This is a genomic window from Rhodococcus sp. 05-2255-3B1 (genome assembly GCF_002258545.1).
Classification (GTDB): Bacteria; Actinomycetota; Actinomycetes; order Mycobacteriales; family Mycobacteriaceae; genus Rhodococcoides.
In genome coordinates this window covers 1-24,278 of sequence record NZ_NOZC01000030.1, presented here as the reverse complement: position 1 = coordinate 24,278, position 24,278 = coordinate 1, and the positions used below count along the sequence as shown (strand labels likewise).

The 24,278-nt window shown below is 64.4% G+C and carries 24 protein-coding genes; 17 read left to right on the top strand and 7 right to left on the bottom strand.

Annotation, left to right across the window (positions count from 1 at the left end):
- Nucleotides 1–92: 92 nt before the first annotated feature.
- The 4 genes from CH249_RS17225 to CH249_RS17210 all read left to right on the top strand — a co-directional run bounded on the left by CH249_RS17225 (nt 93) and on the right by CH249_RS17210 (nt 2,843).
- Nucleotides 93–392, top strand: a complete 300-nt coding sequence (locus CH249_RS17225; protein ID WP_094647109.1) for a type VII secretion target — start codon at nt 93–95, stop codon at nt 390–392.
- Nucleotides 389–1,372, top strand: coding sequence for a WXG100 family type VII secretion target (locus CH249_RS17220; protein ID WP_094647110.1), 984 nt, complete (start codon nt 389–391; stop codon nt 1,370–1,372). The genes CH249_RS17225 and CH249_RS17220 overlap by 4 nt, the downstream gene beginning before the upstream one ends.
- Before the next feature lie 206 nt (nt 1,373–1,578).
- Nucleotides 1,579–2,316 carry a hypothetical protein gene (locus tag CH249_RS17215; RefSeq protein ID WP_094682008.1) on the top strand — a complete coding sequence of 246 codons (738 nt, stop codon included), beginning with the start codon at nt 1,579–1,581 and terminating at the stop codon, nt 2,314–2,316.
- Nucleotides 2,313–2,843, top strand: coding sequence for an LpqN/LpqT family lipoprotein (locus CH249_RS17210; RefSeq protein ID WP_179273072.1), 531 nt, complete (start codon nt 2,313–2,315; stop codon nt 2,841–2,843). Before CH249_RS17215 ends, CH249_RS17210 begins: the two co-directional genes overlap by 4 nt.
- Here the strand turns inward: CH249_RS17210 and CH249_RS17205 are convergent.
- Nucleotides 2,840–4,207, bottom strand: coding sequence for an MmgE/PrpD family protein (locus CH249_RS17205; protein WP_094682010.1), 1,368 nt, complete (start codon nt 4,205–4,207; stop codon nt 2,840–2,842). The two genes, CH249_RS17210 and CH249_RS17205, sit on opposite strands and share 4 nt — an antisense overlap.
- A 178-nt stretch (nt 4,208–4,385) precedes the next feature.
- Between CH249_RS17205 and CH249_RS17200 the strand changes: the two genes are divergently transcribed.
- Together CH249_RS17200 and CH249_RS17195 are read left to right on the top strand one after the other, a co-directional pair.
- Complete coding sequence (locus tag CH249_RS17200; protein ID WP_045199325.1) at nt 4,386–5,198, top strand: cyclase family protein; 813 nt, start codon at nt 4,386–4,388, stop codon at nt 5,196–5,198.
- A complete protein-coding gene (locus CH249_RS17195) occupies nt 5,195–6,622 on the top strand; it encodes an MmgE/PrpD family protein (protein ID WP_094682011.1) in 1,428 nt (475 codons plus the stop codon). Before CH249_RS17200 ends, CH249_RS17195 begins: the two co-directional genes overlap by 4 nt.
- A gap of 58 nt (nt 6,623–6,680) precedes the next feature.
- On the opposite strand, the gene CH249_RS17190 is transcribed toward CH249_RS17195, so the two are convergent.
- Together CH249_RS17190 and CH249_RS17185 are read right to left on the bottom strand one after the other, a co-directional pair.
- Nucleotides 6,681–7,508 carry a CoA ester lyase gene (locus CH249_RS17190; protein ID WP_094682012.1) on the bottom strand — a complete coding sequence of 276 codons (828 nt, stop codon included), beginning with the start codon at nt 7,506–7,508 and terminating at the stop codon, nt 6,681–6,683.
- On the bottom strand, nt 7,505–8,293 hold the full coding sequence (locus CH249_RS17185; protein ID WP_179273071.1) for an IclR family transcriptional regulator: 789 nt from the start codon (nt 8,291–8,293) through the stop codon (nt 7,505–7,507). Before CH249_RS17185 ends, CH249_RS17190 begins: the two co-directional genes overlap by 4 nt.
- A 210-nt stretch (nt 8,294–8,503) precedes the next feature.
- Between CH249_RS17185 and CH249_RS17180 the strand changes: the two genes are divergently transcribed.
- Genes CH249_RS17180 through CH249_RS17140 form a run of 9 tightly spaced genes read left to right on the top strand, consistent with a single transcriptional unit; the run spans nt 8,504 to nt 17,860 of the window.
- Nucleotides 8,504–9,724: an ABC transporter substrate-binding protein gene (locus CH249_RS17180; RefSeq protein WP_094682013.1), complete on the top strand. Its 1,221-nt coding sequence runs from the start codon at nt 8,504–8,506 to the stop codon at nt 9,722–9,724.
- Nucleotides 9,721–10,710 (top strand): branched-chain amino acid ABC transporter permease, encoded by a 990-nt coding sequence (locus tag CH249_RS17175; RefSeq protein WP_094682014.1) that lies wholly within the window; start codon nt 9,721–9,723, stop codon nt 10,708–10,710. The genes CH249_RS17180 and CH249_RS17175 overlap by 4 nt, the downstream gene beginning before the upstream one ends.
- Nucleotides 10,707–11,750: a branched-chain amino acid ABC transporter permease gene (locus CH249_RS17170; RefSeq protein WP_052049407.1), complete on the top strand. Its 1,044-nt coding sequence runs from the start codon at nt 10,707–10,709 to the stop codon at nt 11,748–11,750. Before CH249_RS17175 ends, CH249_RS17170 begins: the two co-directional genes overlap by 4 nt.
- Entirely contained in the window at nt 11,747–12,469 is a 723-nt protein-coding gene (locus CH249_RS17165) for an ABC transporter ATP-binding protein (protein ID WP_032395095.1), read from the top strand. Before CH249_RS17170 ends, CH249_RS17165 begins: the two co-directional genes overlap by 4 nt.
- Entirely contained in the window at nt 12,466–13,170 is a 705-nt protein-coding gene (locus tag CH249_RS17160) for an ABC transporter ATP-binding protein (protein WP_032394949.1), read from the top strand. The genes CH249_RS17165 and CH249_RS17160 overlap by 4 nt, the downstream gene beginning before the upstream one ends.
- Nucleotides 13,171–13,183: 13 nt before the next feature.
- Nucleotides 13,184–13,816 (top strand): hypothetical protein, encoded by a 633-nt coding sequence (locus CH249_RS17155; RefSeq protein WP_094629320.1) that lies wholly within the window; start codon nt 13,184–13,186, stop codon nt 13,814–13,816.
- The gene (locus CH249_RS17150; RefSeq protein ID WP_094682015.1) at nt 13,813–15,183 is read left to right on the top strand and encodes an FAD-binding protein; all 1,371 of its coding nucleotides are present in this window, start codon (nt 13,813–13,815) and stop codon (nt 15,181–15,183) included. The genes CH249_RS17155 and CH249_RS17150 overlap by 4 nt, the downstream gene beginning before the upstream one ends.
- A gap of 23 nt (nt 15,184–15,206) precedes the next feature.
- Nucleotides 15,207–16,673, top strand: coding sequence for a dihydroorotase family protein (locus CH249_RS17145; protein ID WP_094629347.1), 1,467 nt, complete (start codon nt 15,207–15,209; stop codon nt 16,671–16,673).
- Nucleotides 16,670–17,860 (top strand): CaiB/BaiF CoA-transferase family protein, encoded by a 1,191-nt coding sequence (locus CH249_RS17140; protein WP_094658080.1) that lies wholly within the window; start codon nt 16,670–16,672, stop codon nt 17,858–17,860. The genes CH249_RS17145 and CH249_RS17140 overlap by 4 nt, the downstream gene beginning before the upstream one ends.
- A 40-nt stretch (nt 17,861–17,900) precedes the next feature.
- On the opposite strand, the gene CH249_RS17135 is transcribed toward CH249_RS17140, so the two are convergent.
- Nucleotides 17,901–18,827, bottom strand: coding sequence for an ABC transporter substrate-binding protein (locus CH249_RS17135; RefSeq protein WP_094682016.1), 927 nt, complete (start codon nt 18,825–18,827; stop codon nt 17,901–17,903).
- 75 nt (nt 18,828–18,902) lie between these two features.
- Nucleotides 18,903–21,200, bottom strand: coding sequence for an excinuclease ABC subunit UvrA (locus tag CH249_RS17130; RefSeq protein ID WP_094682017.1), 2,298 nt, complete (start codon nt 21,198–21,200; stop codon nt 18,903–18,905).
- A gap of 174 nt (nt 21,201–21,374) precedes the next feature.
- Between CH249_RS17130 and CH249_RS28510 the strand changes: the two genes are divergently transcribed.
- Nucleotides 21,375–21,845 (top strand): PASTA domain-containing protein, encoded by a 471-nt coding sequence (locus CH249_RS28510; protein WP_256988359.1) that lies wholly within the window; start codon nt 21,375–21,377, stop codon nt 21,843–21,845.
- A 1-nt stretch (nt 21,846) separates the two neighbouring features.
- On the opposite strand, the gene CH249_RS17120 is transcribed toward CH249_RS28510, so the two are convergent.
- Nucleotides 21,847–22,386 carry a DUF2231 domain-containing protein gene (locus CH249_RS17120; protein ID WP_094682018.1) on the bottom strand — a complete coding sequence of 180 codons (540 nt, stop codon included), beginning with the start codon at nt 22,384–22,386 and terminating at the stop codon, nt 21,847–21,849.
- Between the two features lie 89 nt (nt 22,387–22,475).
- On the opposite strand from CH249_RS17120, the gene CH249_RS17115 reads away from it, so the two are divergent.
- Complete coding sequence (locus CH249_RS17115) at nt 22,476–23,972, top strand: acyl-CoA synthetase (protein ID WP_094629314.1); 1,497 nt, start codon at nt 22,476–22,478, stop codon at nt 23,970–23,972.
- 7 nt (nt 23,973–23,979) lie between these two features.
- Here CH249_RS17115 and CH249_RS17110 read toward each other — a convergent pair.
- On the bottom strand, nt 23,980–24,278 hold a 299-nt coding region (locus CH249_RS17110; RefSeq protein WP_143544536.1), incomplete at its 5' end, for an HNH endonuclease signature motif containing protein.

Genomic DNA, 24,278 nt, shown 5'->3' with positions numbered 1-24,278 from the left:
CGGACCGGACGGAACCGATCCGAGCCCACAGGCGTCAAACCCCATGACGCCGAAACACCGGGCGTCGATACGGTGCGACTCGGGGGAGCGTCATGACAGTGAATGTGGATCCAGTGATCCTGCGGCAGTTCTCGAATATGTTGTCGGCGACCGGCGGGGTGATCCGTGAGTTGGATGCTCTTGCTCCGTTCCGTGAATCGGAGAATGCGTTGCTGGGTAGCGACTTCCACGCAGCGTGCGCGGCGGCGGCGGCTGCAGCGGCCGGAGCTGTTGCAGCTCTGGCCGGGCGCGCGGAATGCGTCGCAGACATCGCCCGCGGCGTCGCGCAGAACTACGCGATCACCGACGACGAACTCGCCCGCCGGCTCGATGCGATGGACCGGCCGAAATGACCCCGACGGTCCCGCATGTCGCGGGGTGGGAGCCGGAGTCCATGCGCAAGACGATGATCGAACTGTCGGAGATCGTCGAGCGCGTCAACGGCCAGCGCACCGGAGTGCTCGAGGAGCAGGACGCGTTGGCCGAGACCTGGACCGGCGAAGCAGCCGACGCCGCAGCCGAACGCGTGGTGACCGAGTGCTCCCGGATGGGCTCGGTGTGCAGTGAGATCGATTCGCTCGGAAAGGCATTCGAGAGCGCAGCCGGAATCGTGGAAGCCGCAAAGGCGCACCTGCGGGCGCAGGTGTCGGCGGCGACGGCCAGCGGGTTCGCCGTACGAGCCGACGGTGTTGTGGATCCCGAGGGAATGATCGCGCTGATCCCCGACGTGCTCGGCGAGGAGAAGGAGCGACGGGCCGACGAACTGCGCTCTGCTGCAGCACAATTGACACGAGACATCCAGGGGGCGCTGTCGCAGGCCGAGCGCGCTGCGATCGACGCTGCGCAGCAGTTGGCCGAACCCACGAAGCACTTGGCCGAGCTCGCGCTCGGCAGCGCGACCGGGAACGTCGTGGAGAATCCGGACGGATCGTTCTCCTGGATGCCGGACTGGCCCAGCACCGTGGCCTCGTCGGTGATCTCGGGTATGAGCGACGTGACGAGAAGGGTGCTCGAATTTCCGGGTATCGATTCCGTCGACGATGTGGCAAAGAACATCGGACGCGGTCTGGGAGCGTTCGGTTCCGTGGCCGGAGCGATCCCCGGAATGGCCGACAAAATCGACGACGGCATGGACCCGACCGAAGCGGTCATCGTCGAGGCCACACCGATTGCCGCGGGAGCAGTTACGACCTGGGCGTTCGGTGTCCTGGGTGGCATGGCGGGTTCCGTCGTTCCGGGACCTGGGACCGTGGTCGGCGCTGCTGCCGGAATAGCACTGGGTGGACTCGTCAGCTATGGAGTAGACAAGCTGTTCGAGGCGGCGGGAAAATGAGCGAATGCAGGGACGGTCGGACGCCACAGCGTGAGGACGTGCTGAGCAAAAGCGTGGTAGGACAGAAGTATCCACTGTGGGTGAGAACGTGGCGCAGTGTTCACCTGGGGTGGCTCGTAGCTCTCGGCGTTCTGTCTGCTGTCCTTGCGGCGACAATCGTGACTTCCGGGCTGCTGAGAACAATCGACGCGGACACACTCCTCTTCATGTCGTGGCTGACGTTGCTGATGCTCTTGCCGCTCACCCTCGCAGTATTGTTGTCCGGCATCGGATCTGCCCGGCTTTCACGTTTCGTGCGACCGGTGAACGTCGCCGGAGTCGGCCGAGGCGTGGCAGTGCCGGTGCGGGGAAATGTGTTGTACCGCAGCGGAATACTTGCAATCGCGTTGGTGGCCGGCGTGTCTTACGTCCAATGGGGAGCAGACGAACCCGTAGGTGCTGCGCGTCACCAGCTGAAGATCGTAGTCATGTCGCACGTCGGCGCTCCGATGTTGCTGCTGTTCTTCGCCCTCAGTGTGTTGATCGTCAACCGGACCAGAATTTCACTGCATCCCGATGGCATTGTGGAAGAGATCTATCGTCGCCGCGGGTGGAAGGTCACCACAGCCCTCACGGTCGTGCCGTGGGACGGGATCGTCGAGCTGCAACCGCAGACGCATCCGAATCCGGCCCTGTCACATCCGCACTGGTACCCCACTATCCGAGTCGCGTACCGTGCAGCCGACAGCGAATCGGATCAGGAACTGACGCTGATGGTGTGCGAGAAGAAAGTCGAGCCCAACTCGTTGTATGCCCTGTTGCAATGGTGTCGCGACAATCCCTGGGCTCGTGCGCAACTGGGCCACGACGACGCGCGTGAATTGCTGCGTCCACCCGGTCTGCGCGAGCGCATCCGCGCCGACCGAGCCGCGTCGATCTCCGCTGGAAGGAATGCTGTCCAGTGACGGTTCGAGAGGGCTCGATCGAAGGTTTCCTCGAGCAGCAGGGTGTCGAGCTCGTTCCAGTGCATCGCAGCGAATGCAACAGGTTCGGTCTCGAACTGCCGACAATGCCGGGCTGGGACCTGGTTCCCGAGCACTTGTTCCCGCATGCCACCGCGGTGCTGTGCTCGCCGGCCAACACAATCGACGGATTCGTTCCGAACGTGGTGGTCCTGGTCGGCAAGCTCAGTCGATCGGTTCATCCGGAATCGTTGCTGGACTGCGGCTTCGGTGACTCCCGGGCTCTGCCCGGATGGGTCGAGATCGGTCACGACCGAGACCCGTTCCGTGCTCTACCGGCAGTCTCGATCGCAGGTCGCTACGACTGCGACGGCCGGTTGCTCTTCGCCCGGACCCGCTACGTCGTGGTCCACCACATCGTCGATCAGTATCTGATTCAGGTGACGGTCACCGTGCCGGATTCGCTACGGCAGAAACTGTCCTGCGCCGCGGACGAATTGATCGAGGACATGCGTATCGGGCGACGCTAGTGCCTGGGCAGCTGGAGCAACAGTGCCGCCACGTCCTCCGTCGCACCGAGGGCATCGACGATGTGTTCGAGAACGGTGGTATCGGATTCGCCGACCAAGCGAGAGATCTTGGCTCGCAGCGCGGCGTAGTCCATCGGAAAATGGTCGATGTCGCCGACCGGATTAGGGGTGGTCGCGGAGACCGAACTTCCGTCCTCGAATTCGATCGTCACCTCGGCGGCTCGACGCTCGGGCAGTAGAGCATCCAGTTCGGGGGACGACGCGACGTCGACTCGAGCGCTGAACAACTCGGCCGACGCGAAAGTCGCACCTCGGGGATCGAGCGATTCGACGTCTATCGCGTCGGACACGAATGCGGCGGACACGACGAACGGCAGCGAGAACATAGCGCCCAGCCTGCTGGAAGGATGTCGGCGAAACAGTGGTTCTGCCAACGAATGCGTGCGCACCCGCACACGTTCGATGTCGTCTGCGAACCATTCGGCATTCGAGCGCAGGCTCTGCACGGCGTCGACGGCGGCGTGCGTGTACGAGCAGCTCGCGTGCTGCTTCGTGTAGCCCTCGAGCGTGAGCCATCGATCGCCGAGGTCCTCGGTCAGTCGGGCGATGTTCAAGGTCCCGACGATCGCACCCAAGGTGTGCTCGATGGCACCCGAGTTGTGCACCACCCCCGATCGGGCCAGCCTGGCCGCGTTCAAGCCTGCCCGCGCTGCACCGCCGATCCACAGGTTGCGGGAGAAGTTTCCGTCGAGGACCACTGCCCACGGTGCCACCTGCACCAGAGCAGACGACGAGTCGATCGCCGCGGCAACCTCGCTGGCTCCGGCACCGTGGATGAATGCCGCCGCCGTGGCTGCACCGGTGGCACCCCAGTGGCCATGGGTGTGCCAGGAGCTGTTGCGGCTCAGTGCCCAGCCGAATCGAGCGGCGACTTCGTATCCCGCCACGATGGCCGTCACAAAGGTCGAACCCGAAATCGGCGTTGGTGCCAGTCTGGTGGCAGCGATGGCCGCGGGGAGCACGTGCGCAGCAGGATGACCGGCGGCGTACTTGTTGCCCTCGTCCAGTTCGAGGCAACACGATGCGATCGCGTCGAGCTCGGACGCAGTGTCGACCGTAGTGCCTACGCTCCCGCCGATCGGGTGCGTCGATCCAGTTTCTGCAGTCCAGTTCCTTCGCAATTCGACCATCTCGGCGGAGCGGGCACCGGCGAGCGTGACACCCAGCAGATCGAACAGGACCAACCGGGCCCGGTCGTTCAGCGGTGCGGGCAACGGTGCGCCCCTGAGATCGACCATCACGGCAGCCAGGCGGTCTACCGCGGCAATATGTTCCGTTGAGCGAAACGAATTGGAGCCAATCATTCGTGGACTGTAGAAGGTTGTAAATAGAAGAGTCAATGATCGAGACGGGTAGGCGGAGTACTGCTACGCTCATCCTGCCGCCGGTGCACTTCTCGGAAGCCTCAAAGCGTTCCGGCTAGCGAAACGACATTACGCTGGTGTGAGGTGACTGCTCAGCGTCGAACGAGGAGATGAAGCAATGTCCGATCAACTTCTTCGTGCCGTCCAGGGGGGCGTGCACGCAGTCGATCTCGGTAGGCAACTGAGGGTCGGCATGCCGCAGTCACCCAATCATCCGCAGTTCTGGCACACGTTGCCGCGCAGGCACGGTGACATGACCCGAGCGGATGGCGGCAGTGCCGCGAACGACATGATCACCACCGGAACGCATGTGGGTACCCATATCGACGCTCTTGCTCACGTCAGCCAGGACGGGAAACTGCACGGCGGGGCCGACGCAGGTCAGTCCTGCCTCGGTGGGAAATACGTCGAACACGGAGTACACACCATCGAGCCCATGATCCGCCGCGGTGTGCTGCTGGACATTCCGAGGCTCCTCGGTGTCGGCCGCTGCGAGGGTGGATACGAGATCACCGTCGACGATCTCGAATCGGCATGTGCAGCAGAGGGTGTCGAGATCGGGGCCGGCGATGTCGTCTTGATTCGCAGCGGCTGGGGGCAGTTGTTCGCCGAAGGGCTGCCCTACGTCGGCGGACCGTCCGGTGTTCCCGGAGTCGGAGAAGCAGGCGCGCAGTGGCTGGCGGACAGAGGCGTACACGCTGCAGGTGCCGACACGATCGCGTTCGAGCGGCTCGCTCCCGGCAGTGGCCACGGTCTGCTACCTGCGCATCGAGTTCTCTTGGTGGAGAGCGGAATTTACATCATCGAGGCGCTCGACCTCGAAGAGCTCTCGCAGCAGGAACTCTTCGAGTTCACGTTCCTCCTCGTGCCGCTGAACATTTTCGGCGCAACGGGTTCGCCGGTCCGGCCGTTGGCGGTGAGGTCCGCATGACCGAACGCACACTCGCGCAGCACATAGCGCATTTCGCCGCGACCACCCGCTACCACGATCTCCCCGAAGCAGTCGTCGCCTCGGTGGGGATGCGAGTACTGGACACACTCGGAATTGCAGTGGCTGCCACCGACCTCGATACCAGTCGGGCCGCGACCGCGTGGGCACGAGAACAAGGTGGGTCGGCAACGGCGTCCGCCGTCGGACTCGATGTTGCACTCCCGCCTGCCATGGCCGCCTTCGTCAACGGCGTGCTCGCGCACTCGCTCGATTTCGACGACACCCATCTGCCGTCGATCCTGCACCCGAGTGCCAGCGTGGTGCCTGCGGCACTCGCGGCCGCTCAAGAGCACGGAGCCGACGGCCGAGAACTCGTGCGTGGCATCGCGATCGGGCTGGAAGTGTGTGTGCGAATCGGAATGGCGGGGTTCGATCCGGAGACCAAGAATTCGGTGTTCTTCGAGCACGGTCAACACGCCACCTCGATCTGCGGTGCCATGGGCAGCGCCGTGGCTGCAGCCGTCATCGGTGGTGCATCCGAGGAACAGATCGTCGACACGATGGGTATCGCGGCCTCGATGGCGTCGGGCATCATCGAGGCCAACCGCACCGGCGGAACGGTCAAGCGTATGCACTGCGGATGGGCGGCGCACTCCGCTCTGTCTGCAGCCGGGCTTGCGCGACACGGGATCACGGGACCGCCGACCGTCCTGGAAGGACGGTTCGGCTTCTTCCAGGCCTGGTTGCACGAACCGGGCCGAGCCGACGAAATCCTGAACGGCCTCGGCTCCGAGTGGGCTGTTCCCGGAATCTTCTTCAAGCCGTACCCGGCCAATCACTTCACCCATGCTGCGATCGACGCGGGAGGAGCCCTTCGCGCGCGTGGAATCGGTCCGGAGCAGATCGAGAAGCTGGAGCTGGGGGTACCTGCGGCGAACCTGCGGACGATCGGCGAACCCATCGACGTCAAGCGCACGCCCGAGACCGGATACATGGCTCAGTTCAGCGGCCCCTACGCGGTTGTGGTCGGGCTGCTGGGCGGGGGAGGAATCGGTGCCGCGCTCGAGGACTACACGGACGAGTTGGCGAAGTCGGCGGATCGACGTGCGCTGATGGCCAAGGTCGACGTGGTGCCGGATGCCCGGTGTGATGCCGTTTTCCCCCATCAGTTCCCGGCGGTGCTGACCGCAACACTGACCGACGGAACGGTCGTGGTCGAAGAGGTGTTGACCACGCGCGGAGGACCAGAACGGCCGCTGTCGTTCGGTGAGGTCTCGACCAAGTTCACCAGCAATGCCGGGCCGTTCCTCTCCGACGTCGAACTGAAAGAATTGGCCGGTCGATGCGATCGGCTCGGGGACCTGACCGACATCGGAACACTGCTTGCTCCGTTGACCGATCTGAAATCGACCACGCAGCAATAGGACAGTCCTCGGGCACCGTCCACTCGTATGGCGGTGCCCGAGCTGCAGTGCGACCGGCTCAGGCCCGGGCGAGGGTTTCCCGCGCGCCCCGTACCACTGCTTCGTCGACGAATCTGCCGTTGTCGTCGACGGTCGGACCACCCTGGGCCACGTCGTACAGTTCCACCAGTCGACGGGCTGCAGCCACGTCGTCCGTCGACGGCGTGAGTGCGGCATTGATGATCGGAACCTGGCTCGGGTGCAATGCCGTCCGGCCGCGGAAACCCATCTGCACGAAACGTGCTGTGGTGGTGACGAATCCGTCCAGATCACGGAAGTCGGTCGACGTCGGAGCGATCGGTGCGGCCAATCCCGCTGCAGCGCAGTCGATCACGACGTTCAACCGAATGGCGTCGATCATCGATTCGGTGTGCTCCGATCGTGTGATCCGCAGGTCGGCGAGGAGGTCGACCTCGCCGACCCCGAAGGTTCGAACCCTGTTGCATCGAGCCATCTCCGGCACAGCGCGCAAGGAGTGAGCTGTTTCGATGAGGCCGATCAGCTCGATGTCGGGGAGATTGCGCATGTCGAGGAATCGGTCCGCACGTGTCAGGGACTCGGTCGAACACTTCGCCACCATGATGCCGGTGACTCCGGTTCCGGCGACGGCCTCGAGATCCTGCGTCATGAACTCAGGGGTGACCCGAATCCAGATCTGGGTGTCGGTGGATGACCTCGACGCCAACCACTGTGCGACCTCGTTGCGCGCTCGGTCCTTGTCCGGCAGCGGAACTGCGTCCTCCAAATCGATGATCACCGCGTCGGTCTCTCCGCGCACCGCCTTGTCGAACAGCTGCGGCTTGTTCGCGGGGACGTAGAGGAACGATCGGGCGGATGTAGGGATCATCGGGCTGCTCGCGCTTCCAGGATGGTGGTGATCGATCGAGCCGCGGCGACGACCTGGCCGGCGTGGACGATGTGCTCGTCGTCCGCTGAGGAGGAGTAGCGAAAGGCCGGACCGGACGAGCTGACCGAACCGAGGACGTGGCCCGCGGCGTCGAAGAAGGGAGCGGCGATCGATGCTGCACCGGTATTGCGCTCGTTCGTCGAGGTCGCGTACCCGTTGGTGCGGATGTCGTCGAGGCGAGCGCGGAAGCGGGTCTCGTCGGCGTCAGGGGTGGTGCTGCGGAGTTCCTGGAAGGCTTCCTCCGCGAATCGGTCGGGGAGGAACGCCAGGATCGCTCGGCTCGACGCTCCCGAGTGCAATGCGTACTGCGGGCCGATTTCGACGACCATCTTCACTTCCTGCGGGCTCTCGTACTGATCGAGATAGACGCGGCGGTGCCCGACGAGTACCGACAGCGTGGCAGTTTCACGTGTGTTCGCACGGAGCGCACGCAATACCGGAGCGGCGATGGACCGCACGTCGAGTTGGCTCCAGGCCTTGGTTCCGAGTCCGATCGCGGCGGGACCGAGGGAATACGTCGACTCGCCCGCGACGGGCTGCACGATCGACCGCGATGCGAGCGATTGCAGAATGCGGTGCACCACAGCCTTGCTCAGCTCAAGCGTTCGAGCGATTTCCGATACGCCGAGTGCGCGATCGGATTGGGCGAATGCGATGAGCACGTCGGCGACACGATCGGCCGACTCGGTGCCGGTCGATGTCTCCAGTACTGGCCTGCTGACCATAAGTGCCACCTTTCGGATGTGCATGCGTTCCGCTGAGCGAACCATACCCGTAACAAGAATTTGACGGAAGAGCCTGTTCTGAGCCCGTGATGCGTGCCATACTCGATCCCAGCGAGATCAATCATCAATCTGATGGTGCGCTCAGCGGAACGGTTGGTTCCGCCCAGTGGTTCGACTCGGCGCCGGTAGGCGCGGAAGGCAGATTCGACAATGAAGAAGCTCGTAGGTGTGCTGACGGCCGTTGCCGTCGTGGGTGCTGCAGCGTGTGGTTCGTCCACCGGTTCGGACGACTCCGGCCCCATCAAGATCGGATCGGTTCATCCCACCACCGGAGCGCTGGCAGGTGTGGGCGGTCTGATGAACGACGGTGCTGCACTGGCGGTGGCCGATATCAATGCAGCAGGCGGCATTTCGTCCCTCGACGGTCGGCAACTGGAGTTGGTATCGGGTGACAGCCAGGGCAAAGCAGAGGTCGGACAGAGCGAGGCGCAGCGACTGATCGACGACGGCGCGGTGTCGCTCATCGGCACGTACCAGAGCGACGTCACTCAGAATGTCGCCTCTGTCGCCGAACGATCGCGGGTACCGCTTGTGATCGACGTGGCCGTGGACGACAAGATCCTGGACCAGGGGTACCAGTACTCCTTCCGCATGCAGCCGAACGCCTCCAGCATGGGAACCGACGGTGCAAAGGCGCTCGCCGCGATCGAAGAGCAGACCGGTCAGGCCATCGATCGAGTCTCCTACCTGCACATCGAAGGATCGTTCGGCGACAGTGTCTTCAACGCATTCGAGGCCGAGGCTGCGAACCAGGGAATCTCGTCGGTGCAGGAAATCACCTATCCCGCAACGAATTTCTCCGACGCCACCACACAGGTGCGTGAGGCTGCAGTATCCAACCCCGACGTCATAGTCGCCACCGGCTACTACCCGGACGGTCTGTTGATCGCCCGCGCCGTCGAGCAGCTGAATCTGAACGTCAAGGGTGTCTACGGAATTGCCAACGGCGCTTTCGACGACAGCTCTTTTCCCGGCGACGCAGGCGCGGCCGGCGACGGTGTGTTGAGCGCCAACTACCACTTCGACGCCACCAGCGACCGCGTTACCGACATTCGTACGCGGTTCGAGGCCCAGTACGGACGCCCGATGGAGACGGCAGCGATGCTGTCCTACCAGGCGGTCGAGGTCATCGCGGCGGGCCTCAACGACGGAGCCTCCAGTGACCCGGAAGATCTGCGCGAGGCGATTTCCGGCGTCTCGATCGACGACCCGCTCCTCGCGTTCAGCGGACCGATCGAATTCGACGAGACCGGGCAGAACAAGAACGCAACCGTCATTGTCATGCAGGTCCGCGACGGTGCAATCGCACAGGTCTTTCCCGGGGAGTTCGCAACGGACGCAATCGAATTCCCCGTGGGAGCCGGCCAGTGACGGCGGCTACCTCGACTGCGGAGAAGACGGGTAAGCGAGGTCTGGCCGGGATCGACCCCGGCATCCCGGTCGCAGCAGCGATCGTCGTCATCATGGCGGTGATCTACCTCGTCGGTGGTAAAGATAAGGGCTTGGTCACGCAGTCGGTCGTCTCCGGGCTTCTGCTCGGCGGCGTGTACGCACTGATCTCGGTCGGACTGACGCTCATCTTCGGCGTTCTCGGCATCGTGAACTTCGCTCAGGGCGCGATGCTGACGATGGCGATGTACATCGTGTACGCGCTATCCACTGCCGGGTTGCCGGTCTACGTCGCGACGCTGCTGGCAGTTCCGGTGATGTTCCTGTTCGGCATGGTCGTTCAGGCAACTCTGCTGACGAAGCTGACCATCAGTGGCAGCCACGACGGCCCTTTGCTCGTCACCCTCGGCCTGTCTCTGCTCATCATCAACGTGCTGCTGATGATCTTCGGCGGGCGACCACAATCGGTCCAGGCACCGATCGACGGTTCCCTCGACGTTCTCGGTGCGGTGGCGTCGTGGCCGCGCGTGGTGGCGTTCATCGGTGCCGCTCTGGTCGCCGTCGCGCTCAGCGCGGTGCTGAAGCGGACGCCGCTCGGATTGTCCATTCGCGCAGTCGCATCCAACTCCGAAGGCGCGAAACTCGTGGGCGTCGACATCGGCAGGGTCTATGCGCTCACCTTCGGTATCGGTGCCGCGTGCGTCGCCGTCGCCGGCGGGTTGATGACACCGTTCACCAGTCTCACGCCGTCGGTCGGAGAACAGTTCACCATCCTGGCGTTCGTCATCGTGGTTCTCGGTGGACTCGGAAGTGTCGTGGGAGCGATGGTCGGTGGCCTCGTCATCGGCCTCGTGCAGACCGTCGGTGCGCTGTATCTACCGGGAACAGGCTCGCTGATCCTCGTCTTCGCGGTGTTCGTCCTCGTCCTGTTTCTCAAGCCCGAAGGATTGTACGGAGCTCGCCGATGACAACGACAACAAGCGCACCCACTCCGGTGCAGCACGATCCACGGTTGAAGGACACCTGGCTCCGACGCCAATTGATCACGCTCGCCATCGGTTTCGTCGTGGTTGCGGCATTGCCGCTGATGCTCGGTGAGCAGGCACAGACCGTTGCCGTTCGCACGCTGATCTTCGCCGTGATGGCCGTGGCGTGGAACATCATGAGCGGGTTCGGTGGCATGTTCAGTTTCGGCCACGCCGCCTTCTTCGGAATCGGTGCCTATACCGGTGCGTATCTCTTGGTCGAACGCGGCGTCTCGCCGTGGATCTCGATGATCCTCGCGGCGATCATCTCGGCGGTGGTGGGAACGCTCATCGCCTACCTGTGTCTGCGCTACCGATTGGCCGGGTCCTACTTCGCATTGGCCACATTCGCCTTCGCGCAGATGTTCCTGCTGCTGGTGCAGAACCTCGAAGTCTTCAACAAGACCGAGGGATTCAACGTGCCGATCCTGCCACGGGATTCGTGGTGGATGCTGCAGTTCGAAAAGGGCAGCCCCAACTACGTCTGGATTCCACTCGTCATTCTGGCCCTCGCCGTTCTCGGCACGATCTTCTACACCCGTTCGCGGGCCGGGCAGTTCGTCCAAGCCACCCGCGACGACGAAACCGCCGCAGCCTCACTCGGTATCGACACGATGAAGTACCGGTTGATCGCTGTAGCGGCGAGTTGTGCGCTGACCGCCGTCGCAGGTGTCTATTACACGCAGTACTACTTCTTCGTCGGACCGGAGCAGGCCTTCGGTTCGGCGGTCTCCGTCGAAGCGATCGTTCCGGCCGTCATCGGTGGCATCGGCACGATCTGGGGACCGGTCATCGGTGCTGCGGTGATCGGGCCGCTGTCCGAGTTGATCAACGAACTGCTACGAAACCCACCCGCCTTCCTCGAATTCCTGCAGGGAACAATCGGATTGGACGTTGCCGCGTACTCGGTGATTCTGATCGCGATCGTGATCTTCCTACCCAAGGGAATCTTCGGCACGATCCGTGAGAGGTGGAACCGATGAGCCTGTTGAGCATCGAGAACCTGAGCAAGTCGTTCTCGGGTATCCATGCGGTGCGCGATGTCAGCCTCGATGTGCCCGAGCACGAATTCCTCGGGATCATCGGCCCCAACGGGGCAGGTAAGACGACCTTGTTCTCCTTGTTGTCGGGTGAACAGCCACCGACCACGGGCCGAGTGATCTTCGACGGTACCGACATCACGGGTTGGCCGGCCAGCAAGATAGCGCGCGCCGGACTGGTCCGCACGTTCCAACTGATGCGCCCGTTCGAGTCGATGTCGGTGTTGGAGAACGTCACCATCGCCGCGTTGTCGAAGCGCAAGTCACGCAGGGATGCGCGGCGTCATGCCCTCGATGTTCTCGATCGTGTGCAGTTGTCCGATCAGGTCGGCGGCAAGGTCTCGGCCATGTCGACCGCGGGATTGAAGAGACTCGAGCTCGCGCGCGCACTGGCCATGGAGCCGCGCGTCGTGCTCCTCGACGAGGTTCTCGCCGGGCTGGTCCCAGCCGAGCGTGCACCGATGATCGAACTGCTGCGCACAGTGCACCAGGAGGGCCAGACGGTGCTGTTCGTCGAGCACATCATGGCCGCGGTGATGGCCCTGTCCGAGCGCCTGGTGGTCATGCACGAAGGTGCCGTGCTCACCTCGGGTGACCCACGCACGGTGGTTGCCGACGACCGTGTCGTCGAGGCGTACCTCGGTGAGGAGAAAACAGCATGATGCTCGAGATCGACAACCTGCACGCCGGATACCGTCGTCTGGAAATCCTGCACGGGCTGAACCTCGCGGTCGACCGACACGAGATAGTCTCTTTGATCGGTGCCAACGGGGCAGGCAAGACGACGACGCTGCGCGCACTGTCCGGTATGGTCTCCACCTCCGGCGGTACGATCATGCTGGACGGCAACGCCATTCACGGAATGCGGGCGGATCGAATCGTCCGGGCAGGACTCGTGCACGTCGCACAGGACCGAGCTCTGTTCGGCAGTCTCACCGTCGCCGACAACCTGGAGATGGGTGCGTACACCCAGAAGCGCAGCGGCGTCAAGGAATCCCTCGACCAGGTCTACGCACTGTTCCCGATTCTCGCCGAACGACGAGAACAGCGGGCCGACACCATGTCCGGCGGTCAGCAGCAGATGCTCGCCATCGGTCGCGCGATGATGTCGAAGCCGCGAGTTCTGACGCTGGACGAACCGTCGGTCGGGCTCGCTCCCAAGCTCGCTGCTCAAGTGCTCGACGCTATCGTGCGAATCCGTGATTCGGGCGTGACCGTGCTGATCGTCGAACAGAACGCCGCACAGGCACTCGCGATCTCCGATCGCGCTTACGTCATCGAGAGCGGATCGATCGTGTTGACCGGCACCGGATCCGAATTGGCACACGACGAGCGGGTCAAAGCTGCCTACCTCGGTATTTAGGAGTTCACTTCACATGCATCTCTTGGCCTTCACCCCGATCGACGTCGACGCGGCAGAATTGCAGCGGCGCCAGGGTCGGTACGACCACCTTTCTCCCGCAGGGATCACCGTCGAGCTCCGCAACATCGGGTCCGACGCGCCGAGCGCACTGGACACCGAACGTGACGTCAGACGGTCGGAGGAGGTGCTGTCTGCTGCATTTCGGTCTGTGCACGACACGGAAGCGGATGGGTTTCTGCCCGACTGCGTGCTCGATCCCTGTGCCGAAGAGGCGGACTCGTTCATCCGGCCCCTCTACGGCCTGACCCGGCTGACGGCATCGTTCTACGCGTCCCAGGGGCATCGAATCGGCGCGCTCGCCCGCAACGATGTGATCGCTGCGGAGATGGATCGCCGGCTCGCGTTCTACGGGGTCGTCGCCGAGGCAACCCAGGTACTCGGGCTCGGTGTGCACGATATCGCCGACACCCGGGCCTGGGGGAGAGCGGTCTCGGAGCACGCGAGGAAGCTCCGGTGCACCATCGCAATCAATGCGTGCTCGGCCGTCGATCTCGTCGATCCACCCGCGTCGCCGCAAGTGGTGGACCCGACCGCCACTGCGCTACGGCTACTGGGTCTGCGATCCGAACTGCAGGTGTCCGCGTGAGCGAGGACGGCCCGGACCTGATCGTGGCCGGCGCGGGCGGCGGCCTCGTTGCTGCGCTCCGCGCCGCCGAGCTCGGCCTCGACGTGCTGGTCGTCGAGGCCAGTGCGCACTTCAAGCGAGGCAACAACACCGCGATGTCGACCGCGATGATTCCCGGCGCGGGGTCACGATGGCAGCGAGAGGCCGGAATCGAGGACTCGCCGCAGCAGTTCCTCGACGACGTGATGCGCAAGACGAAAGGCAGTGCAGACCATCGGCTGGCGTCGGCGCTCGCCGAAGTCAGTGCCACTTTGGTCGAGTGGCTCGCCGATCACGTCCGACTGCCGCTCTCTCTCGTGACCGACTTCTCGTACCCGGGGCACTCGCAATTGCGTTGTCACACAGTCGAAGGCCGCCACGGTAGTGGGATGCTCGAGCACCTCGCGCGAGCGGTCGCCGACGAGCCGCGCATCGATATGTTGACACCCGCGCGACTGACCGACGTGTCAGTCGATTCCGACGGGGTTGTCGACGGAGTGACGATCACGATGCCCGACGGCAGCGTCGACGTCGTTCCTACCCGTGCAGTTCTGTTGGCCACCAACGGCTACGGTGCCAACGCGGCCATGGTGGCGGAGCACGTACCGGAGATCGCCGCTGCGAGGTATCACGGCAGCGAGCACTCCGCGGGCGATGCGCTCACCATCGGCCGTCGTCTCGGTGCCGAGTCGGCGTATCTCGATGCCTACCAGGGGCATGCTGCACTGTCCAAGCAGGCCACGACGCTCGTCGGATGGGCGACGGTGATGCACGGCGGCATCGTGCTCGACACCTCCGGACGCCGGTTCGGTGACGAGACGACAGGTTACTCGGAGTATGCGGCCATTCTGGCCGCCAGACCCGGATCCGAGGGCTGGGTCGTCATCGACCGGTCGATCTACGACAAGTGCTTGTCGTTCAAAGACTTCCAACAGACCGTCGACTCGGGTGCGGCAGTATGGGCCGACGATATGGACGGCCTGGCGGCCGCAACGGGGCTCCCACCTGCGGCGGTGGTGGAGGAACTCACCGCTGTGCAAAGGTATGCCTCGGGAGAGGCCTCGGATCCGTTCGGCCGCAGCTCATTCGGGCACACGCTCACCGGTCCGTATGCAGCCATCAAGATCGTGCCCGCCTTGTTCCATACGCAGGGCGGGCTCGTCGTGGACGAGAACGCACGTGTTCTACGAACCGACGGCTCGGCGATCACCGGCCTGTTCGCCTCGGGCGGTGCCGCGATGGGCATCTCCGGCCACGGTGCTGCCGGGTACCTCGCCGGTAACGGATTGCTCCCGGCACTCGGACTGGCCTACCTCGCGGCAAGCTCACTCAGAACCAACGAACTCTAGTGAAGAAATTCGAAAGGACCATCATGTCAACGCTTTTGATCACCAATGCGCGCGTAGTTCGGCCAGGATCCGACGCCCCCGACGAGGGTGAGTTTCTGGATCTGCTGATCGAAGACGGCAAGTTCACCCGTATCGAGGCGAACATCGATGCAGGATCCGCAGAGACCGTCATCGACGCTGCCGGCAAGGTCGCATTCCCCGGTGTGGTGGACGCACACCAGCACTGGGGTATCTACAACTCGCTCGGCGACGATGCCGAGACCGAGTCGCGGGCGTGTGTCCAGGGCGGCGTGACCACCTCACTGTCCTACATGCGGACTGGCCAGTACTACATGAACACGGGTGGTTCCTACGCCGACGTGTTCCCGAAGGTTCTCGACGCCACCGAGGGGCGCCCGTACGTGGACTACGCGTACCACCTCGCGCCGATGTCCAAAGAACACATCGACGAAATCCCCTCGCTGATTGCCGATCACGGCGTCACCTCGTTCAAGATCTTCATGTTCTACGGCAGCCACGGGCTCCACGGCCGGTCGACCGATCAGAGCGAATTCCTCATGACTCCAGAGGGGGAGCGCTACGACCTGGCGCACTTCGAGTTCGTGATGCGCGGCATCCAGGCTGCCCGAGAGCAGATGGGCGACAAGGCCGATCACATCTCGCTGTCGCTGCACTGTGAGACCGCCGAGATCATGAGCGCGTACACCAAGATCGTCGAAGAAGAAGGCACCCTCGAGGGCCTGGCTGCGTACAGCGCGTCACGGCCACCGCACTCGGAGGGCCTCGCCGTCACCATCGCGTCGTTCCTGGCCGACGAGACGCAGCTGCCCAACATCAACCTGCTGCACCTGTCCTCGCGCAAGGCGTTGACTGCGGCGATGCGGATGGCAAAGGCGTTCCCGCACGTCAACTTCCGCCGTGAGGTCACGATCGGGCACCTGTTGGCCGATATCGACACCGCATACGGTCTCGGCGGCAAGGTCAACCCGCCGCTGCGTCCGCGCGACGACGTCGAAGCGCTGTGGGAGCACCTGCTCGCAGGTGACATCGACTGGGTCGTCAGCGATCATGCGTGCTGCAAGGACGAGAAGAAGTTCGCCGAGGACCGCGGCGACATCTTCGCCGCGAAGTCCGGCTTCGGGGGTGCCGAGTATCTGCTTCCAGGGCTGGTCAGCGAGGGACGCAAGCGCGGCCTGAGCTGGCGGCGTATCGCCGAGCTCACTTCGCTCAACCCGGCCCGACGCTACGGCCTACCGGGTAAGGGCGACATCGCCGTCGGGATGGACGCAGATATCGCCCTGATCGACCCGGACCACACCTGGACCGTCCGTCCGGAGGATTCCGAGTCGGCGCAGGAGTACACACCATTCGAGGGATTCGAGCTAGGTGCCAAGGTGACCGACACGTTCGTCCGTGGTCAGCGGGTACTCGCCGACGGTGCCGTCGCCGGTGCGCCCGCCGGCCGCTACCTGCACCGCCCGTACCTGTGACGGGGCCACTGGAGGGCATCAAGGTACTCGACATCTCGACGATTCTCGCAGGCCCCCTCGTCGCGCAGATCCTCGGCGACTTCGGGGCAGAGGTCATCAAGATCGAGCACCCCACCAAGCCCGACGGTATGCGCGGGCACGGCTTGGACAAGGACGGTCACCCGCTGTGGTGGACGATGATCGGGCGGAACAAGCGCACGGTTACCCTCGATCTCGGAAACTCCCGAGGCGGAGCCATATTCCGACGCCTGGCCGCAGAAGCCGACGTGGTGGTCGAGAACTTTCGGCCGGGAACCCTCGAACGCTGGGGGCTGGGATATGACGTTCTCTCCGAGCTCAACCCTGGTCTGATCCTGTTGCGTGTCACCGGCTTCGGCCAGACCGGACCGTACGCGACCAGACCGGCCTTCGGAACGCTCGTCGAATCGATGAGTGGTTTCGCGCACCTGACCGGCGAAGCCGATGGGCCGCCGACGCTTCCGGCGTTCGGCTTGGCCGATTCCCTTGCCGGGATCGCGGGCTCGTCGGCCGTGTCGATGGCTCTACTGCACCGCACCAACAACGGCGGCAAGGGGCAGCAGATCGACCTGGATCTGTTGAGCCCCATCATGGCTGCGGTCGGGCCGGGCGTCATCTATGCCGATCAACTGGGCATCGATCAGGAGCGAACAGGGAACCGGTCGAGCAACAACGCGCCCCGCAACCTGTACAAGACCGCAGACGGGTATTGGTTGGCGATCTCCACGAGCGCCAACTCGATAGCCGAACGTGTGCTGGTGCTGGTGGGTCACCCCGAGGTGCTGGACGAACCGTGGTTCGCCACCGGGCGTCAGCGCGCCGCCCACGCCGACCTTCTGGACGAGTACGTCGGCGGCTGGATTGCCAAGCGGACCAAGGACGTGGTGATCGACGAGTTCGAAAAGGCAGGAGCGGCAGTCGCTCCCGTCTACAAGCCGAGCGACCTGTTGTCCGATCCGCAGGTGAACGCCATCGAGATGGTGACGACCGTCGAGGACGACGACCTCGGCCCCGTGCGCATGCAGAACGTCATGTGGCGGATGGGCGGCAGTCCCGGCCGGATCAGATACACCGGCCGCAAGCACGGTGCCGACACCGACCAGGTGCTCACCGAAATAGGGTGCAGCGCCGACGAGATCGAGGCCATGCACCGCGACAGCATCGTGTAGAGCGCGGCGGGTGGTCGCGGTGTCCGGTCACCCGCCGAGTTCACTCGGGAATCTGCTGCACCACGGCGGCGACGGCTTCCACCTGGTCCGCGATCCGTGGCCCCCATCTACTCGACAGGTCCTCGTCCATCGGGAAAATCCTGCCGTCTCGGACGGCGGTCATCGAACCCCACCCCGGTCGAGCCGCGACCGATTCGGCTGTAACTCCACAGCACTGTGCGTCGGCGAGGAACACGATATCGGGATTGGCGGTGATCACCGACTCGGCGGACAGCTGCGGGTAATCACCAGCCCCGGATCCGTCGGCGATGCTCTGCAGACCGAACAATCCGTAGATCTGGCCGACGAAGCTCTGGCTGCTCACGGTGTACAGGGTGTCGTCGAGTTCGTGGAAGTACGTCAACGGCTGATCGCGTGTCGGCACGCTCGCGACGGCAGCATCGATGCGGTCACGCATCTGCGCGACCACCGCATCACCTTCGGCGTCGTGCCCGGTCGCGTCTGCCACTTGTTCGATCTGCGAGTACGCGTCGTCGAGGCTCGTCGCGGCCGGGACCAGCAGCGTCGGAATGCCTGCCTCGGCCAGGGTGGACGTCACCAGGCCGAGGTCGGTGGAGGTGATCACCAGATCGGGGTCGTACGCGACGATCGCCTCGAGGCTCGGCGTCAACGCAGACAGCCCGGTCTTCGGGGCATCGGCGGGATAGTCCGACTGATCGTCGACGGCCGCCACCTGCTCACCCGCTCCGACGGCGTACAGGGTCTCTGTCGCCGTCGGGCTCAGAGAAACGATCGAACGGGGCATCGCGTCGATGGTGACGGTCTCGCCGTCCGAGCCCGATGCGATCGTCCTCGGGAACTCCCCGCTCGACGCCGTGGTGGAGGAAGCGGTCGGCGGGGAGTCCGTGGTCGTGTTGCCGCATCCGGTCGCGACCAGCGCGATGACCGCGAACCCGGCTGAGATCATTCGTGCCGATCGACGCTGCACTGCCACTCCTGTGTTTCCGGTGCCTCTTGGAGCGCCAACACTATCGGGTCGCGGTCAGCGACCCAGGCTCCGTGCCAGGTACGTGCCGGTGTGGGTGTCGGAGACCACCAACTCGTCGACGGTTCCGGTGAAGGTGATCAGTCCGCCGTTGTGTCCGCCGTCGGGGCCGAGGTCGATGACCCAATCGGCCGCGGCGATGACGTCGAGGTTGTGTTCGATGACGATCACCGACCTGCCCTCGTCCACCATTCCGGACAGCAACGCAATCAGGTTCGACACGTCCGACGGGTGCAGACCGGTCGTCGGCTCGTCGAGTACCAGCACCGGCGACGACCCGACCAGTTCGGTGGCGAGCTTGAGCCGTTGCCGCTCTCCGCCGGAAAGCGACGACAGATTCTGGCCGAGCGAGAGGTAGCCGAGCCCGACATCCCGGCACCGGCGGAGGATGTCACGGATCTTCTTGACCTCGAAGAAGTCCTGCGCGTCCTCGACGGACATCTCGAAGATGTCGGCGATGCTGACGCCGTCGACGGTATGGCGGATCGCACCCGACCGAAAACGCCTGCCCTGGCACGTCTCACAGGTGCTCGTCACCGGGTCGGTGAAACCGAGATCGGTGAAGATGACCCCGCTGCCCTGGCAGTCGGGGCAGGCGCCGTCGGAGTTGGGCGAGAACAGAGACGGCGGCTGGCCGGTCTTCTTGGCGAAGTATGCGCGGATCGGGTCGAGCAGACCGGTGTACGTCGCGGGGGAGGAGCGGCGCGAACCGCGGATGGGTGCCTGGTCGATGATGACGGCGTCCGGCGCTGCCTCCCGGAGGTGGCCGTGGATGAGGCTGGATTTGCCGGAACCGGCGACCCCGGTGACGGCGGTCAGGACTCCGAGCGGGACGTCGACGCTGACGTCGCGCAGATTGTGGGTGTTTGCTCCGGTGATGCTCAGCCAACCCGAAGGGGAACGGGGATTGCGCAATTCGACGCCCTCGCGTCGCAACGCGGCACCGGTCCTGGTGTCGGCGTTGCGGAGTTCGTCGTAGGTGCCCTCGAACACGACTGTGCCACCGGCTTTTCCGGCGCCCGGGCCGATCTCGACGATCCGATCGGCGATCGCCATGACCTCGGGGTCGTGCTCGACGACGAGGACGGTGTTGCCCTTGTCGCGCAGCGCGAGCAACATGTCGTCGAGGCGGTGGACGTCGCGGGGGTGGAGGCCTGTGGTCGGCTCGTCGAACACGTAGAGCATGTCGTTGAGGGTGGCGCCGAGGTGTCGCACCATCTTGATGCGCTGGGATTCACCGCCCGACAGCGACGACGTCGCCCGGTCCAGGCTGAGGTAGCCGAGACCGAGATCGACGAGTCTTCGCAGCTGCGTGACGATTTCGGCGGTGACAGTGCCCAAGCCGCTGATCTGCCACCCGTCGATGCGGTCGGCGAGTTCGGACACCTGCATCGCGAACGCGTCGGGCAGAGACAGGCCCTGGAGGGTCGCGCCGCGGATGGCCTCGTTGTAGCGGGAGCCGCCGCAGGACTCGCAGACGCCGCGCGTGACGATGCGCTCGAACGCGAGCTTGGCCTTGCCCTTGAGGGCATCGGCGTCCTTGGTCAGGTAGCTGCGCCGGAACCGGGACACGATCCCCTCGTAGCTCTTCATGACGGCGTCGGGGTTCAGCACTTCGACCTCGCCGGGCTTGGCGTCGAAGAAGATGTGGCGCTCGCGGGCGGAGTACTGCTCGATCGGGACGTCGAGATCGAACAGGCCCGAGTCGGCGAACACCCGATACGGCCATTTGCCGACCTCGAAGTCCGGGTGCCGGAACGGCCCCTCGCGCAGGGACTTCGACTCGTCCACCAGTTCGCCGATGTCCACGACCTTCGCCTCCCCGAGCCCTTCGCACTCGAGGCACATGCCGGCCGGATCGTTGAACGAGAACGCGTTCGCGAACCCGATCGTCGGGGTGACGCCGCGGGACCAGAGCATGCGCAGCCAGTCGCCGATGTCGGTGATGGTGCCGACCGTCGACCGCGGGCCACCGAACAGGCGCTTCTGGTCGACGATCACGACTGCCGACAGGTTCGCGATCAGATCGGCGTCGGGGCGACCGTAGGACGGCAGGAAGGTCTGGGCGAACGCGGTGAACGTGGAATTGATCTGCCGTTGAGCTTCGGCAGCGATGGTGTCGAACACGAGTGACGACTTCCCCGACCCGGAGACGCCCGCGAAGACGACGAGCGAGCGCTTGGGCAGGTCGAGGTCCACGTCGCGGAGATTGTTCTCGCGTGCTCCGCGAACGATGATCGTGGACAGTTCGTTGCTGGATGGCTGGGCTGGGGTGGTCGGCTGGGCCTGGGTCATGTGCGCTGAGGTCGCCTTTCGCCGCCCCCGACGCTGGTTCGTCCGGGGCCGACGCAGTCTACCGTACGCCGTACGGAAATGCCGTTCATGCTTCCGCAGTAACAGACTTACCGGTCTGGCGATCTCACATGGGCGCCAATTGCATCAGGCCATCGGTCGTGTCGAAAGGTATTCATGACCAGTAGTAGTCGTTTCCGCGTGCGGTCGGCCATCGTGCTCGCCCTCCCGGCGATCGTCCTCGCGGGCTGCGGATCGCGGGACTCCACCGAGCCCGAAGTCCGCACCGAAGTCCGGACTGTGACCGTCGAGGCAACGGCAACCCCACCGACGATCGCGCCGACGTCGATCGACAGGATCGTCCTTCCGGACACCACTGCGCCCGAGCCGTCCACATCGGAACCGGCCGCGCCGGTCCTCGTTGCCATGCCTCCGGTCGTATGCATGAATTTGCAGTCCGCGCAGAATGCGATCCAGGCAGCCGGGGTCTTCTACTCCCGCAGCGCCGATGCCTCCGGCGAAGGTCGGATGCAGGTCAACGACTCGAACTGGATTGTCGTGGCGCAGGATCCGCCCGCAGGGACGCTGATCGCTGAGGGAGATGCTCTGCTGTCCGCGGTGAAAATCGGTGAGCCGAACAACTGCTGATCTAGCGGCGAAGGCTGTGCTTGCCCGCTGGAGCCGGTTTCTGCTCGGTCGAGCTGTACGCGAGGTGGCCGCCGATGAGACCGCCGACGCTCGCTGTGGCGAGACCGGCTGCAGCCAGGGCCTTGGCGATGCCATCGGTCTGTTTCCGGCGACGTAGGTAGGAGCCGAGAAAGAGGAAGACGCCGGTCGCGTTGGAGGCCGCGTGGATGATCCCGACTCGTCGCTGGCGGGTGTTCATCGTCGACCAGTCGGCCCATCCGGTGGCGATGGCGGCCAGCGCGGACACGAGCCCGATGGAGATCACAAGCTTGCTTGCTCTCGACTGGTGATTCAGCAGGTCCAGAGCAACGGCGCTGGTCCAGCTGCCGATGGTGACGTTGACCAGAGCCGGGTGGATGGGGTGGCCGATCCACTGTCCGCGGAGCGCGCCGCCGACGGTGCTGTCGTCGAGTGCGGGCTCGAGGACGTCGTTGATCGCGTTGCTCGCTCCGTCGAGGAAAGATGCCGATTCGAGGCTGTCGAGTGCTTGCTTGAGTGTCATACGTTGCCGCATGCCCCGCTGACGCTGCGCGAACCGTAAGGGCAGCCAAACACGGGACGAGATGCTTGGACGTCCTATAACGTCGGGTGATGAGCAGCGGAACACGAGTGAACACCGTCGACGGCGTCCTGCGGCGGTCGGCCGCGAAATTCCCCGACCGTCTCGCCGTGACATTCGAGGGACGCAGCCACACCTACGGAGAACTCGATACCGCCGTCACCCGCGCCGCCCGACGACTGATCGCGTTGGGGTTGAACAAGGGTGACCGCGTCGCGGCGTACGGCGTCAACTCGGATGCGTACGTTGTTGCGTTTCTCGCCTGCGCGCGAGCCGGATTGGTGCACGTTCCGATCAACTACGCGCTGGTGGGCGATGAATTGCAGTACTTGCTCGATCAGTCGGGCTCCCGCGTGGTTCTCGTGGATCCGGCTTTGACGGCCACCCTCGACTCCGTTCGTGCAGACCTGACGATCGAGCACGTGGTTTCCCTGCCCGATGTACTGGGCACGGACGGCGACGGCTCCGAACTCGAACCCGCCGCCGACTCGACCGACCTCGCTCAGCTGCTCTACACCTCCGGAACGACGTCGAAACCCAAGGGCGCGATGATGTCTCACGGAGCACTCGTCGCGGAGTACGTCTCGTGCGTCATCGCGCTCGGGTTCACCCAGGACGACGATCCACTGCTCGTGATGCCGATGTACCACTCGGCGGGAATGCACGTGTTCATGCTGCCGTATCTGTCGGTGGGTGCCACGGTCCGCTTGATGCGCAGGCCGGACGTGCCGGAGATACTGCGCCGGATCGAAGAGGAGAAGATCAAGTCTCTGTTCCTGGCCCCGACGGTGTGGGTTCCGCTCGCCAATCACCCCGACCTGGCCACGCGTGACCTGTCGTCGCTGAAGAAGGCGCAGTACGGTTCGTCGATCATGCCTGTCACCGTTCTCACTCGGCTACGTGAGCGCTACCCGGACATCGAGTTCTACAACTGTTTCGGGCAGTCCGAAATCGGTCCACTGGCAACGGTATTGCAGCCCGAGGAGCACGAGGCACGGCCGGCGTCGTGCGGCCGTGCGGTGTTCTTCGTCGAGACCCGTGTCGTCGATGCCGACGGCAACGACGTGCCGGACGGCGAGCCCGGGGAGATTCTCTATCGTTCTCCTCAGCTGTGCGACGGCTACTGGGACAAGCCGGAGGCGACGGCAGATGCGTTCTCGGATGGGTGGTTTCATTCCGGTGACTTGGTGACACGCGACGCCGAGGGTTTCATCACCGTGGTCGACCGGATCAAGGACGTCATCAACACCGGCGGCATTCTCGTCGCGTCACGCGAGGTGGAGGATGCGATCTACACCCATCCGGCGGTCGCCGAGGTCGCGGTGATCGGGACGCCCGACGACAAGTGGATCGAAGCGGTGACGGCAGTCGTCGTGCTCAAGGACGGCAGTGCGCTGTCGTCGCAGGCGTTGATCGATTATGTGAAAGGTCGTATAGCGCCGTTCAAGGTGCCCAAGACCGTCACCTTCGTCGACGAATTGCCACGCAATCAGAGCGGAAAACTGCTCAAGCGTGAGCTGCGCGGTTGACCTGTCGTCAGGCTGCTCGTTGTTTTCGTCGGTGGTAGCTGGGGATGGGTTGGCGTGTGGGGTCGACGGATTCGGGTGGGATGGCGTAGGGGTGTCCGTCGTCGCCCATGAGCAGTTGCCAGTGGCCGTGGTGGACGAGGCGGTGGCATTCGCCGCAGACCAGCGCGAGGTTGTTGAGGTCGGTTCTGCCGCCGTGTTCCCAGAACCTCACGTGGTGGGCGTGGCACCACTGTGCGGGGCGGCCGCACATGACGCAGCATCGGTCGCGGATGGTCAGGGCGATGCGTTGGTCGTCGGTGGCGAGTC